This is a genomic window from Occallatibacter sp., from assembly GCF_035317045.1.
GTDB lineage: Bacteria > Acidobacteriota > Terriglobia > Terriglobales > Acidobacteriaceae > Telmatobacter.
Window position 1 is genome coordinate 270,826 of the sequence record NZ_DATHHT010000004.1, and the last position, 14,428, is coordinate 285,253.

Sequence of the window (14,428 nt, forward strand, 5' to 3'; positions counted from 1 at the left end):
AATGAAATGTCCGTGCTCTCACAACTACAAAAACAGATTCAACAGACCTCGGGCGTTCTTGGGCTAGCGCCTGAACTTTCGTAGTCACGATTCTCAGTACCGAACGAAGCTCGGCGATGCGTTTGGCCTCGTCAGTACCGGGGATCGAGCACCACAGCACCAACCACCCGGCGCTCCTCCAGAAGACGGTGCGCTTCTGCGGTCTTGCTCAAAGGAAGGTGCACCGATACCTGGGGGCGAAGATTACCAGTAACCGTCTGATCGACGAGATACTTCATGCCCTCTCGAATCAATTCTGGCTTTGCGTCAAAGACTGGGAGGTAAATGCCTGTCATGGTCTGCGATCTGCTCATCAGTCGTCGCGGCTGGAATGGTTTGCCCGGACCACGGGTCGAGCCAAAGATGATACAGCGGCCAAACGTCGCCAGACACTCGAAATTCTTCTCGAAGATTTCGCCGCCAATGGATTCCAGGATGACGTCGACGCCGTTACCTGCAGTGGCGGCTAGCACGTCACTCGGCCAAGTAGGAAGGTCGTAATCGATCGCGACATCTGCGCCAAGACTCAAAGCCAATGCTCGCTTCTCTTCGCTCCCAGCGGAAGCAACGACCAAGCCGGCGCCCATCGACTTTGCGATCTGGACCGCCATGCTACCTACACCTCCTCCGGCTCCATGAATCAGGACGCTTTCGCCTGGGTGGAGTTGGGTAGATGAGTTCAACATCAGCCAGGCTGTCATTCCTTGGGTTGGCATGGCCGCGAACATCACCTCGTCGGCATCCTGCGGTATGCAGACTGTTCGATCAGCACGCGCGGTGACAAATTGGGCATATCCTCCGGAGGAAAGCAACGCCACTACCTTTTTGCCCACCAGACTCCGGTCACCCGCCGGACCTACTGCCACGACATTTCCGACTGCTTGCAATCCCGATATTCGTGGCAGCACCTTATCCTGGCCTACATGCGTCTCGGGCCGTGCGTAGACTCCCAGGCGCTCTCTGATGTCAACAAAGTTGACGCCTGAGGCGGTAACCTCGATGAGGAGATCGTCGGCTTGTGGGAGGGGCTTTGCTACATCAACGTATTCGAGCACATCCCTCCCGCCGAATTGAGAAAACTGGATAGCTTTCATCGCTTCCTTCTTCCATTTCGTAACGTTGGTCAAATTCGGATGTGTGGTCAAACCGCTGCTATTTGGTCTGCGAAGGCGGTGGCGGGACAGGGATCGCGATATCGCTCGCCATCTTCCAACCCTCCGGAGTCTTGACCCACTCCATCAGTATGAGGAAGGGGTTTAGGGACTACTTGCTGTCCCGCATAGCCGACCGTGATCTGAACTGGCACATAGGTTTCGGCGACATCACCACTGAGGGCGACGGCCTTCGCCCTCGTGTAATCGGCCTCCATATGAAAAGGCCCTCCGAAGATCACCTCATGAAGATGCTGGACCACCGCGTCGTGTCCCCAGAAGCCGGCCCAGTTTCCCTCGGCTGCGGTGGCTGTTTTAGCCACAAAAAGCGCCGACGGCGAGTTCCATACCATCTGCTTCACCGCGTCAAAATCCTTTCTGTTCTCGGCGTCGATGAGGCGCCGGTTGAGTGTTTGGACTTCTCGGAGTGCGTGTTCGTCGAGCGGTCCAGCATCGGACGCGGAGTTGGTCTGACCTGTAGGTCCTCCGAGCGCGGAAACCGAGGTTGGAAAGAGGCCGACCAAACACGCGATTGCGAAGACAACGGAGGTGAGTTGTTGCATGAAAGTACGGTTCACAGAGGCTCCTTTGATCCAGAACGTATGCAGTTGGCTCTGCCACATTGGCGGGGGACTACTTGTTCAGCTCCAGGGAGCCTGGGTGCTTGCAGAGGGCAGTGACTTCAACTTCCATGAAGGGAATGAGCGGCAGTGAGTTGAGGGTATCGTGTAACTCAGCAGGATCTTCGACATCGAAGATACTGATGTTCGAGTATTTTCCTGCCACCCGCCAAAGATGTGTCCACTTTCCCTGAAGCTGCAATTCCTTGGCTCGTTCGTGCTCTCGGGCGCTCAGGTGTTTCAGCTTTTCCGGGTCGATGTCGAGGGGAACGTGAACGTCAATACGCACATGAAACAACATAGATCTTCCTCCGGTTGGGGCGTTGGATGTTGCTGGCCCGGGACTCCGAACTGCGGCAGAGAGGCCGACTGCCCAGAGCCCGCGAATTGCATTAGCAGCGCGCCAGTCGTCGTAGTTAAACCACCGTGACCGGGCTATGGCCGGTCATCAGATGCAACAGCGCGAGTGCATACTCCGACGCGGCGGACTGGTCCTGGCCGGTAATTAGCTTGCCATCGACCACGACTTTCGGTGTGTACGGCTGAATGCTGGTATAGACCGCGCCAGTTCCCTCGAGGACCGTCTGCGGATAATGCGGAATGATGAATCCGCTTCCGAACATCGCCTGAAGCTGCCTGTCCCCCTCAAGTGTGAAGCCGGTCACCTGACGACCTTTGATCCGGTCAGGAATATTGCCGAGAGCGACCGCACCGTGGCAGATGGCGCCGACGACTTTATCCTTGGACCAGAAATACTCCAGCGCCTTCGCTACATCCTCGTTGGGGAACAGATCGAAGGTCGCACCACGGCCGCCTGCTACGTGGATCGCATCGTACTCGCTCAGATCAACGTCTTTCAGCTTCAGGGTCGTTTCTAGTTTTGCGATTGTCTTCTTGTCCGATAGAAAGCCCTTGCTTACGAGATCGTTGGGCTCAAGCGACCTCTCAAAATGTGGATCGCTATAAGGATCGAAGACGACCTTGCCTCCGTTTGGACTGGCGAAGTCGACTTCGACCTCGCGTTCCGTGAGGTGCCAATAAGGATGTGTGACCTCCGACAGCCAGAAGGCTGTTTCGGAGCTGCTGATGATGAACAGTACTTTCATTTTCTTTTCCTCCAATGCGATGGAATTTGCGGCTGTCTGCGCTCGATTCTGCCTCAGTGCTTTTTGTTCGATACTCTTTGCGAATTTCGGAGTCTCCTCCTGATTGTGCGCATGCGATGCCTGCTGCCGAGCTGCCTGTGCTCTCGCGAAAGGGATATTGTGTTCGTTGAAGAAAGCCAGGGTCTGATCAATTGCAGTTGAGTGAATGTGGTTTGTGTATTCGCACGTTTGGTCGTCGATTTTGTTGACACTGATCTCCCAAACGACTCGTAGTTTGGTACGCCCGGCAGGAGAGATGGAATCGGAGATCGAGACCATACGGCAGAAGTGCGGCTCTTGAACTTCGGCTACATAATGCTGCACGACGAAGGCATCTCCGATGGTTTCAACGTTGATCGACATGGGACGTCCATCGTCTGTTGTTGTGGCGCCTGCAGCGATGTGTGCCGTCGAACAGCGTTGATACTCCCCATCCGGAAGATGAAGAACCCAATCGGCAATGTCGACCTTCTCGATCGGTGCGTGAATCGTAGCGGTAACAGTAGAGAGCGATAGTGTGTTATCGGGCGACATAGAGTCCTTCTTTGCCAAAGATAATGTTTTGTTTGGGAGCCGGGGATGTGCTCGGCTTTACTTTTTGTTGATCACGTCGGCGATCCCGTTGGGAAACATGCCATCGGCTGCAGCGAGTACATTGAGCGCCTCTCGCAGCAGGACGATCTTGCCATCGGCGGCAACACAGTGACCGAAGAAGCGCTGATGCACATTTTTGCCGGAGATCCCCGATTTTTGGTGAATGGTGTATTCGCCGAAGGCCTGGTCGGGGGTATCGATGTAGATCTTCACATCAACGAACTTGAAGTTCGGATACATCTTCTCGTGCAGGAAGGTAAGAAAGGCCCCGATATGTTTCGGTCCTTCATACCTCGGTTCGACACCGAGGGCGGCCAGATATGGCAATTCAAGCGCGCCTTCGTCCGCGAACAATGCGGCGGACTCCAGTGCAGAACCATTGATATAGGCCTGGAGCAGTTCTTTTGCTGTCTTCATAGATGCGCCCTCCCTGACGCGTAAGTCTTTCAACTGGTATGCGGGCCTGTAGTGATTGCCCGAAGTTGTAATGAACGACCACGAACCGCTTGAGCGATGAGTTGTGCCGGATGAAATGACTTAGCTAAAGTTTGGCGTAACCGCCCTGGATGAAGTCGCACGCCAATCTTCCATACTCTTCGGCAGCATCTTCCCAAACAAAATGTCCGCAATCGATGACATTGAGCCTGCTCTTCGGCAATCCTCTATGCAGGCCTTCTGCATTGGAGACAGGAACGAAGGGGTCGTGCCGACCTACTGTCAACTGGCAAGGGACTGTAATCTCAGAGAGGCGGGTGGCGAGGCGAGGAAGAGCTTCCGGATAGTCTCGAACGAAGGCCATCGCATCCCAGAACTTCTGTCCAGCATAGGAGGCGATGTAATCCTGTAATGCATAATCCGGTAGCTTGTAGTGCATCATATCTGCAACAGCCGCGCGAACAAACTGTTCTCCCGTCAGATCCTTGAAGGGTTCCAAGGATGGGGCGTTCACGATTCGGTCCAGGTCGCCGAGAATGTCTGTGTGATCTGTCGCTCCGCTTCCGATTACGAGACTCTTGAAGATTCCAGGGTGATTTGCGGCTGCGAAGAGGCATGCAGGAGTTCCGATGTCCGGAGCTATCACGTGTGGCTGATTCATTCCGAAGGCGTCCATAATGCGGAGAAGGAAATCTCCTACAACTTCCGGAGTTCTCGTATCTGCCCTGGTTTCCGAGCGGCCGAATGGAGGAAGGTCCACCGCAATGATTGGCCCCAAGTCTGCAAACATATTCCACGTGGGAAGAAATGCAAGGATGCTCTCCGGCAGCGGACTGAGCAGTAAGATGGGGTGACCACTCTTCTTCTCGTTCGTCGCAAAGCGGATCTGCAGTCCATCGATGGTTTTGTACTGCATTGCGTGCAGGCCAGTCTTATTATTGGCGCTCATCTTGTCTCCTTGTGCGGCTGTCAGTCATCGGCTGATCGCGGGTTTTAAAACATGGGCCTTGGTTAATTGTTCAAAGTGGACTACAGATTGCTTCTACGGCTCCGTCAGCGCCTGGTGAACAAGATGAAGCACCATTGAACCCTCACCTACCGCCGAAGCCACACGCTTTACATTGCCGGAACGCGCGTCTCCAACAACGAACACTCCGGGCAGACTCGTTTCAAGCATGTACGGCGGCCGGTCAAGCATCCAGGGAATCGGAGGTTTCGCGGTCTCAAGATCACGGCCTGTAAGAATGAACCCTTTGTTGTCGAGAGCTAAACAACTTGAGAGCCAGTCGGTCTTCGGGGAAGCACCGGTCATCACGAAGACGTGCCTGATGGGCTGACTGAATGTTTCTCCTAAAGTTTTGTCGCGCCACTCCACGCATTCGAGATGCTCGCCGCCTTCGAGTCCTGTAAGCTCGCTTGAATAATGCAGTTGAACGAGTGGGTTCTCTTCAATTCTCTGGACGAGATAACGGGACATGGTGTCGGCTAAACTGTGCGACCGCACAAGCATCGTTACACCAGCCGTATTTTGCGAGAGGAAGACCGCTGCCTGTCCCGCTGAATTGCCCCCGCCTATCACGATGACCTGTTCCCCGGCGCAAAGCTGGGCCTCCATGAAGGTTGCGTTGTAGTAGATTCCTTTGCCGGAGAAGGACTCCAATCGCGGAAGGGCAGGTTTGTTGTATTGCGCTCCTATTGCGAGCACTATGGTTCGCGTGGGAATCTCGTGGCCGTCATCGAGCGCAACCGTGTAGGGACGTTGATCGCAGCTGAGACGTTCTACCGAGCGCGCCACCATAATGCGGGCGCCAAACTTCTCAGCTTGCGCGATGGCTCGATCAGCGAGCTCCTGACCCGATAAGCCAGTTGGGAATCCCAGGTAGTTCTCAATTTTGGAACTTGATCCGGCTTGCCCGCCAGGGGCCGCTTTTTCGACGACCAAGACATCAAGTCCTTCGGACGCGGCGTACACCGCGGCAGCCAATCCAGCCGGCCCAGCTCCCACAATAACCAGATCTCTCACCTGAGAGTTATCAATGTTGCTGTTGAAGCCAAGGCACTCGGCAATCTCTTTTGTCGAGGGATTTTTCAATACCTGCGTGTTGTTGCAGATTACGACCGGGATCTCGCTGATCGTGACGCCGAAGCGATCGAGCAAGTCCTGCGTCACCGGATCGGAGTCGAGATCGAAGTAATTGAAGGGGTGCCCATCGCGGGTCAGGAACTCTCGTATCGCGAGGGTGTTCGTGGAGTATGTCGAACCAAGGACGACCACATTTCCCTGCTTCGTCTCTTTTAGCGAGCGGCGCCTGGCAAGGAATGCGTTCATAATGATGTCGCTGAGTTCGGCATCCTTGCCGATCAGAGTTCGCAGGTCTTTAGGGCACAGTTCGAGTAATGTCCCAGCTTCGACGGCCTGGCAACGATAGATAGAGCGCCGACCAGAGATCATTAGCAACTCGCCAGAAAACTGGGTGGGTCGATACGTCGTTACGGTACGTTCTTTCTCTCCACCGACGGCCACGATCCTAATCGCACCGGATATAACCACATAGACCGGCGGTGTATCAAAACCTGGCTCGTAAAGAATCTCGTCTGCGACGACTTGTCGTGGCTTCGCATACTCGCGAATACGTTCGATCTGATCTTCGGTCAAATGCGGTGCGTAAGCCATATATTCTCCTTTCTCGATCCAAGTCTGCCAATGGTCTTCAACTTATCGCTTTACTCACGTCCTATAAACCACCATTCGGAGGAAGGACCGATACTTCATTTGCCTGAGTGACTCATGGTTCTCTATCGCGAGTTGGAAACCTGATAATCTTGCGGCCGAACAGACGGGCATCAAGTGAGTACGCTCCGGGACCCAACACCCCTAGAGCCGCAGTAATCACTATGGAGATGGTGATGGGGAATTCCAGTCGAGTTCCAGATCCGACAATTGTGGCGAGTTCAATCAGGCAACTGACTGTTGATGCGTAAGGAGTGAGAACGCCGAGACATAATGCACCCCCTGGCAACGCGAGAATGACGAAGGTTCCCGTCAAGGTAGCGAAGAGGGGATGTCTCAAACCGGACTCTAGCAGAGCGGCGGCGGCGGCGAGCCTCAGGATTAGTAACGCAATGCCCGCCGCTCCTGCCGGAAACATAGAGAAGAGTCTCTGCACGGTCTGGAGGCTAACCGTCTTCCAGTTGGGTCGCAATGCCAAAGGAGGGATACCGGGGCAGTTCTTTAGGAGGAGCAGAATTGTTGGCGTCCGGAGTATCCTAAAACTCCTGGTCCTCCACACAAGCGGATATTATGGCTCTGGCAATGCGTCAAAAGACACCTACAGCCGCGATCATTGTGAACCCGTCCCGATATAGCTTTGTCGTTACACCGATCTACATCTCGAGTTCTCAAAAAGCCGGGCGACACATTCGGGTGCTGTGGACGACTTTGCTTGCTCTGCTTCTATGTCCTCCAATGTTCGCAATCGACCGGGATCGAAGGATTGACCAGCTTTATCACACAAGTTGGACTCCTGAAAACGGCGCTCCCGAAAGTATTCGATCGATGGCCCAAACGTCCGATGGATTCTTGTGGCTAGGAGCTCCGAAAGGATTGTTCCGGTTCGATGGAGAGCGGTTCGAGCGTTATCAACCACTATTCGGGCCGGACTTTCCCCGAACGAACATTCTCTCCCTTCTCGCAACGCCAGATGGAGGTCTCTGGATCAGTTTTGATCGGACGATCGGTTTCCTAAAAGACGGAAGAGTCACTTATTACGGTCCTGAAGATGGGTTCCCCAAAGGCCGGACGAAGCAATTTGTGAGAGATCGGCGGGGAATGATCTGGGCAGTCAGAACGGACGGATTGGCAAGATTCAACGGTTCTCGGTGGAATCAAATTGCGAGCGATTGGAATGTCAATGGAGACTGTTATTCCGCCTACCCGGATTCTTCGGGAACTCTATGGGTAAGCACCGAACGCGGAGTGATCTTTCTACGTGAGGGAGAAACCAGGTTTCGAGAGGCGAGCGATCAACAGACAGTTGGCGGAAGTATGGCTCTGGCCACGGATGGTGAGATGTGGATCGCGCAGACAGAGCGATCGGTTCATGCTGTTCCTGTTCTGTGGCAGACTGCAGGAAAACAGCGACACTCGGAGATTCGTGTAGGCTCGGACGCCATTTTGATCGACAATCAGGGCAGCTTGTGGATCACGACGCTCGGTGATGGCCTGCGCCGTGTCCCCTTTCCCGAACGCCTCAACGGTCCGGATATCTCTGAGTTTGGTCCTGAGATTGAGGCATTTACACACGCTCAGGGCCTGACTAACGACTATGTCCGATGCATCTTGCAGGACTTCGAAGGAAATATATGGGTCGGAACCAGTGAAGGCCTGGATCGATTTCGACAAGGGGCCTTCACTCCGGTCGCGCTGCCATCAGGCACTGTCGGTTTGTCCCTTATTGCGCGCGATAGGGGCGAGGTTTGGGTAGCAGCAATCAATCGTGATCCCATGCGTATCGTGGATGGGAAATTCAATACGGACGGACTGCCAAAGCATCTGGTCTTTTGTATTTTTCAGGATCGACAAGCAACTATTTGGATGGGCTCTCATCGAAAGCTCTTCCGTTTTAGGCACGGCCGGGTTGGGGAGCAACCCGAAGAAGTTGCTACGCCCGGAACGTCGCCAGTCGCTATTGCCGAGGACTTATCCCAGAGGCTGTGGGTTAATGTGGCCGATCAGGGATTGATGCGACTGGAAGACGGCAAGTGGCGGTCTCTCGAAAGCATGGGCGGACCTAAGCTCGTATCTTCAAACGCATCCATGACTGCGGATGGGACGATTTGGTTTGGTTCTGCGAATTCCACCATCGTAAAAATCGATGGAGATACAATTCATATTTTTACTTCAAAGGACGGTATCCGGGCTGGAGATGTGAAATCCATTCAGCGCCGAGGTTCCGATGTCTGGGTTGGCGGGACTCGAGGCCTTGATTATTTTGACGGAAAACGTTTCAAGCCAGTGATTGCAGCAGAAGGAACGAGCTTCGAGGTCATTGAGGGAATGGCGGCCACGGCGGATAGTGGATTGTGGTTTAGCGAAGACCGCGGGATCATTCATATTCCTCAAAGCGAAGTTGAAGAGTTCAAGAAAAACCCGGAACATCTGGTACGTTATCAACTCTTCGACGTTCTGGACGGTCTTCCGGCGACTCCGCAGCGCGGCGTGTTGGTCACACCGTCTGTGATCGAAGGAACTGACGGAAGGATTTGGTTCGCCTTAAATCAGGGACTGGCCTGGATCGACCCGCATCACATTCTGCGGAACACCATGCCTCCAACGGTGTCGATTCAGTCGGTGACTGCGGCGGGTCTTGTGAGCAGGCTGCCGCCATCGAAATTGCCGGCCCACACCAAAACTCTGCAAATAGCGTATACAGCGCCCAACCTCTCTGTTCCTGAACGGGTCCGCTTCCGTTACAAGCTGGACGGACAGGACAAGGGCTGGAACGATGCAGGCGGACGCCGCGAAGCTTTCTACACCAACCTCGGTCCAGGGCATTACATCTTTCGCGTGATCGCTTGTAACAATGATGGAGTCTGGAATGAGACAGGGACGACATGGGATTTTTTCATTGCTCCTGCTTGGTACCAAACGCTCTGGTTCAAAGTGTCGCTGGGACTGGCTGCAATCGGACTGGCATGGATGCTTTACTCTCTTCGATTAAGACAGGCTACTGCCCAGATACAGGCACGCCTGGGAGAAAGACTCGAAGAGCGAGAACGCATCGCTCGGGAACTGCACGACACTCTGATCCAGAGCGTCGACGGATTAATGCTGCGGATCCAGACCGCGCTGAGTGAGTCTGACCCCAAACGGAGCCGCCTGATGATCGAAAAAGCTCTTGATTCCGCTGACGAAGTGATGCTGGAAGGCCGCCAGCGCGTGCATGCGCTACGTGCAGAAGCGACTACAGTCAACGAATTGTCAGAAGCACTTGCCTCCTATGGCAGAGACTTTGCCGAAGATCACCCAGTTGAATTCTCGGTCGCGCTTGTGGGCTCGCCAAAATCCATTGATGCATTTGTGCGAGATGAGGCATACCGCATCGGACGAGAAGCGCTGGGGAATGCTTTCCAGCACGCCGATGCGACGAAAATCGAGGTTGAAGTTACTTACGACCGCGCCATGATTCACATCAGAGTTCGAGACAATGGGCGTGGCATCGATGAGCACACTCTGAACGGCGGCCGACCAGGTCATTGGGGTCTGCGTGGAATGCGTGAGAGAGCAAACGTCATAGGAGGCAAACTGGTCATCTGGAGTCGTCCGGGCGTGGGAACCGAGATCGACCTGGAAATACCCACAGATGTGGCATACAAGAAAGTCTTTCCTGGTCTTAGGCCGAACTGGATGAAGAGGCTGACAGGCGATAGAAGAGTGATGCGATGAGCGGGGCAAGGAAGATCAGAATACTTGTCGTGGACGACCATCCGTTCCTGCGCGAGGGCATTGTCGGAGCAATCAATAGTCAGAGCGACATGGTTTTGATTGGCGAGGCCAGCAACGGACAGGAAGCCATCGAACAATTCCGCTTACATCGTCCTGACGTGACGCTGATGGACTTACAGATGCCCACGATGAATGGGACCGACGCAATCATCGCGATACGCGGCGAATTCCCGGCGGCTCGTATCGTTGTCCTTACTGCGTACAAAGGAGACGTTCAAGCGTTGCGAGCCTTCAAAGCCGGCGCGGTTGGTTACCTGCTGAAGAATATGCTTCGCAAAGAACTATTGGATACTATTCGAATTGTCGATTCAGGACGACGGCGTATTCCCCCCGAGATTGCGAGAGAACTTGGCGAGCACGTCGTCGATGACGAACTCAGCGAGCGCGAGATTGAAGTGCTAAAACTGATCGCAGCTGGAACATCAAACAAAATCATTGCGTCTCAGTTGTCTCTTGCGGAGACAACGATAAAGACCCACGTTCAAAATATTCTCCTCAAACTGGACGCAAACGACCGGACACACGCTGTTACGATCGCTATGAAACGCGGATATATAGACTTGGGATGAGTGACTTCACTGAGCGGATCCTACCTTCCGATCCAGCCTCGAGTAAACAACACAGCACTGAACGCATTATCGCCGAGTCGTAAACTGACCCGCCGCTCTGTTGCCCTCCCGCTCGGTGAGCGGTAAGACCTGAAGTCGATAGTTGAGGTTGAACGTGCGGATCAATGAACGCTGGACGGCTTCGCGCGACGAATGTGAGACGCGACACCCACCGCTTTCGATTGTTGGTCAGCGCGTGCGCGTGGCCCGTGGACACTCTGTCCTGAGTCGTTTATCAATTCGAGCCGAGTACAATTATGTATTGCAAGTTGAGGCGGCACAAAGGTTCGGGTCGACGATCGCTCGCGCAGGGTACTACTCGTACTTCAATGCGACCATGGGATTTACGCGCGAAGCACGGCGGGCTGGAAGATAGCACGCCAAGATGGATACACAAACCAAAACGAACGACACAGCCGTGAACGTCACCGGATCGTTCGCACGCACGCCGTAAAGCAACCGCGAAAAGCTCGAGAGCAGCCGGGTGAGCAGGAGTGCGCCGCCCGCGCCAAGAATTACGCCCGCAACGGCTAGCCGAAGACCTTGCCCAATAATCATCTTCAAGACATCACGCCGTTGAGCTCCAAGGGCCATGCGAATTCCGATTTCTCGAATGCGTTGAGATACCGAATACGAAAGTACGCCGTAGATTCCAACTGACGCCAGCAATAACGCAAGGACGGCAAACGCCCCAAGCAGAATCATTGAAACCCGCTGCGATGCCATCGAGTCCGACGCAATCTGCTGCATGGTTTGAACGTCATATACGGGCTGGTCCTTGCCGGTTCCGTATACGACATTCCTGATTGCAGGCATGATGGTCGCGACATCGAGCGGCGTGCGAACGGCCACAGATAACTCTCTGGCGAACGCCGGAACCCACTCGTCCGAAAGTTGATAAAAAGATATGTATATCTGGCTGGGATTGTAGGCGCCGGTATCGCTCAATCCCCAGTGCTTCACGTGGCCGACTACGCCGATCACGCGCGCGGTGCGCCAATGCGCCACCGTGATGAGCTGACCCAGTGGATCTTTCTGGGGGAAATACGTGTGGGCAAGAACGCTGTCGATGACAACCACCGGCTCGGAGGCGGAGTTGTCGGCGGGGGTGAAGAAGCGGCCTTGAAGCAGCGGAATGTGCATCACCTGAAGATACTCCGGGCCTGTCTCAAAATAGAGCGCATGTGGCGCGTCCTGCATCGAAGTTGACTGCTGAGCGCCCACCCAGAATGGGCCCCCATTGTCGTGTTCACTGAGTGGAACGACATTGGTAAAATCCCCTGCCTGTACGCCGGGAATCTCGCGTATGCGGTCGAGCAACTGCCGATAAGCGGTTCGTGTACCGGACGCTGTCTTCGTCAGCGATGGGGAAAGCCCGACCTTGAACGTGATGACACTCTGTCTGTCAAAACCTGGATTCACTTTCCATAGTTGGAGAATCGTGCGTAAGAGCAGGCCTGAACCCATCAGCAGCACCAGGGTCAGAGCCATCTGGACTATCACGAGAATGCTCTGAGTGCGAGGATGAGCGCGCGTAGAGCCGCGTTCTCCAGCCTTGAGCGAAAGCTGTACATCGACACTCGAACTATCGAGGGCTGGAACGAGACCGAACAGAATTCCGACAAGGAGGGAAATGCCAAAGGCGAACAGGAGGACTGGAAGATTCACGGCGATGTTGTCAGCGCGCGGCAGGCTTGCAGGCGCCAGGGCGACGACCACGCTGACAGCCAATTTTGCCAGACCCAGGCCGAGAACTCCGCCGGCGAGCGCGAGCAGCACGCTTTCCGTCAACAACTGGCGCACCATGCGTGCACGACTAGCCCCCAACGCTGAACGAATGGCAAATTCGCGTGTCCTCGCCGTCGAGCGCGCCAGCAAGAGGTTGGCGACATTGGTGCAGGCAATCAGCAGCACAATCGATACCGCGCCCAATATCAGCAGGAGTATTCCACTTACTTCAAAGACGAGGGCCTCATTCAGGGGCAGGATGAGGGTTCCCAGGTTCTGGTCCGCCGCGGGGTAGAGACGGTCGAGATTCTCCTGGATGGCGCTCAACTCGCTCTGGGCCTGAGCGATCTGCGCATCGGGTTTGAGGCGGGCAATGGCGGCGAATCCATGAATCGTGCGATCGTTGTAGATCATTGGCGAGCCCTGCGCGAGCGAGGTGTAAATATCGGCGTTGGTTAAGAAGCGAAATCCGGGAGGAAGAACGCCTACGACGGTGAAGACCGCGCCGTCGAGAACGATGGACTTGCCGAGTGCCTGCGAGCTTGCTGAGAATCGGTCTCGCCACAAGCGGTCGCTGATGACGGCGGCGGGTGCGCCATGCGGTAAGTCTTCCGAGGGGGACAATTCGCGGCCCATGGCGAGCTTGACGCCCAGTGTTGAGAAGAAGCCCGATGTGATCTCCATGCCGTTTACGTGCGCCGATGCTCCGGGGCCTGTCAGGTCGTAGTCGCGCCAGGTGAGTGCAGCCATCTGTTGGAAAGAGCGCACACTGCGCTGCCAATCCAGAAAGTCGGGATAAGAGATATCCAAGTGAGCCAGGTTTGGACGGCTCTCCTGCACCAGCACCAGGCGATCCGGCTGTGGATATGGCAACGGCGCCAGAATCACACCCTCGACCACGCTGAAGATGGCTGTGTTGGCCCCAATACCGAGGGCTAGGGTCAATACGGCGACGATGGCAAATCCGGGATGCTTCCACACCGCACGGATGCCGAAGCACACGTCCGCCCAGAACTGCTCGAGCCAAGTGAAACTCCACACTTCCCGAGTCTCTTCCTTGACTCTGGTTACGTTGCCAAATTTGCGCAGGGCCCATGTTCGGGCTTCGTCGGGCGACATACCGCTCTCGATGTTCTCCTGCGTCTCGATTGCTATGTGATCGAGGATGTCCTGATCGAGATCCTTGAGCATGCGCCTGCGCCGGCTCATCATTTGCCCTCCTGCGCCGCGGGTCTGAGTATCCGTGCAATCGCTCCCGCGAGCTTATCCCACTTGCTCGTCTCGACTGCTAGTTGTCGCCGCCCTTTGATCGTCAGTTTGTAGAACTTGGCGCGTCGGTTGTTCTCGGAGGTGCCCTCCTCAGCAGAGATCCATCCTCGTTTGATGAGACGATGGAGCGCCGGGTATAGCGATCCCTGCTCGACTTGCAACACCTCATCGGAGTTGAATTCGATCATTTTGGCAATAGCATGGCCATGTGTCGGCCCCAGCAGCAGTGTCCTCAGGATTAGGAGATCCAAAGTGCCTTGCAGCAGTTCGATTCGCTCGTTGTGCTCTTTAGTAGACATTCTAGGCAAAAGTAATTCCCCTTCCAGTAGAATGT

General features: G+C 54.9%; 11 protein-coding genes. 2 read left to right on the top strand and 9 right to left on the bottom strand.

The window, feature by feature from the left end:
* Positions 1-131 precede the first annotated feature (131 nt).
* The 7 genes from VK574_RS02820 to VK574_RS02850 form a co-directional block, all read right to left on the bottom strand.
* Positions 132-1,133: a quinone oxidoreductase family protein gene (locus VK574_RS02820; RefSeq protein WP_472798287.1), complete on the bottom strand. Its 1,002-nt coding sequence runs from the start codon at positions 1,131-1,133 to the stop codon at positions 132-134.
* Between the two features lie 47 nt (positions 1,134-1,180).
* Positions 1,181-1,768 carry a hypothetical protein gene (locus VK574_RS02825; protein WP_472798288.1) on the bottom strand — a complete coding sequence of 196 codons (588 nt, stop codon included), beginning with the start codon at positions 1,766-1,768 and terminating at the stop codon, positions 1,181-1,183.
* Between the two features lie 55 nt (positions 1,769-1,823).
* Entirely contained in the window at positions 1,824-2,111 is a 288-nt protein-coding gene (locus VK574_RS02830; RefSeq protein ID WP_472798289.1) for a muconolactone Delta-isomerase, read from the bottom strand.
* 115 nt (positions 2,112-2,226) lie between these two features.
* Positions 2,227-3,489: a type 1 glutamine amidotransferase domain-containing protein gene (locus VK574_RS02835; RefSeq protein ID WP_472798290.1), complete on the bottom strand. Its 1,263-nt coding sequence runs from the start codon at positions 3,487-3,489 to the stop codon at positions 2,227-2,229.
* Positions 3,490-3,546: 57 nt separating this feature from the next.
* Positions 3,547-3,966: a nuclear transport factor 2 family protein gene (locus VK574_RS02840; RefSeq protein ID WP_472798291.1), complete on the bottom strand. Its 420-nt coding sequence runs from the start codon at positions 3,964-3,966 to the stop codon at positions 3,547-3,549.
* Positions 3,967-4,090: 124 nt separating this feature from the next.
* A complete protein-coding gene (locus tag VK574_RS02845; RefSeq protein WP_472798292.1) occupies positions 4,091-4,933 on the bottom strand; it encodes an alpha/beta fold hydrolase in 843 nt (280 codons plus the stop codon).
* 93 nt (positions 4,934-5,026) lie between these two features.
* Positions 5,027-6,658: an FAD-dependent oxidoreductase gene (locus VK574_RS02850; protein WP_472798293.1), complete on the bottom strand. Its 1,632-nt coding sequence runs from the start codon at positions 6,656-6,658 to the stop codon at positions 5,027-5,029.
* A 1,371-nt stretch (positions 6,659-8,029) separates the two neighbouring features.
* Between VK574_RS02850 and VK574_RS02855 the strand changes: the two genes are divergently transcribed.
* Positions 8,030-10,429 carry a sensor histidine kinase gene (locus VK574_RS02855; protein ID WP_472798294.1) on the top strand — a complete coding sequence of 800 codons (2,400 nt, stop codon included), beginning with the start codon at positions 8,030-8,032 and terminating at the stop codon, positions 10,427-10,429.
* Positions 10,426-11,058, top strand: a complete 633-nt coding sequence (locus tag VK574_RS02860; protein ID WP_472798295.1) for a response regulator — start codon at positions 10,426-10,428, stop codon at positions 11,056-11,058. The genes VK574_RS02855 and VK574_RS02860 overlap by 4 nt, the downstream gene beginning before the upstream one ends.
* Positions 11,059-11,412: 354 nt before the next feature.
* Here the strand turns inward: VK574_RS02860 and VK574_RS02865 are convergent, their stop codons facing one another.
* Together VK574_RS02865 and VK574_RS02870 are read right to left on the bottom strand one after the other, a co-directional pair.
* Positions 11,413-14,037, bottom strand: coding sequence for an ADOP family duplicated permease (locus VK574_RS02865; protein WP_472798296.1), 2,625 nt, complete (start codon positions 14,035-14,037; stop codon positions 11,413-11,415).
* Positions 14,034-14,393, bottom strand: coding sequence for a PadR family transcriptional regulator (locus VK574_RS02870; RefSeq protein ID WP_472798297.1), 360 nt, complete (start codon positions 14,391-14,393; stop codon positions 14,034-14,036). The genes VK574_RS02865 and VK574_RS02870 overlap by 4 nt, the downstream gene beginning before the upstream one ends.
* Between the last annotated feature and the right edge of the window lie 35 nt (positions 14,394-14,428).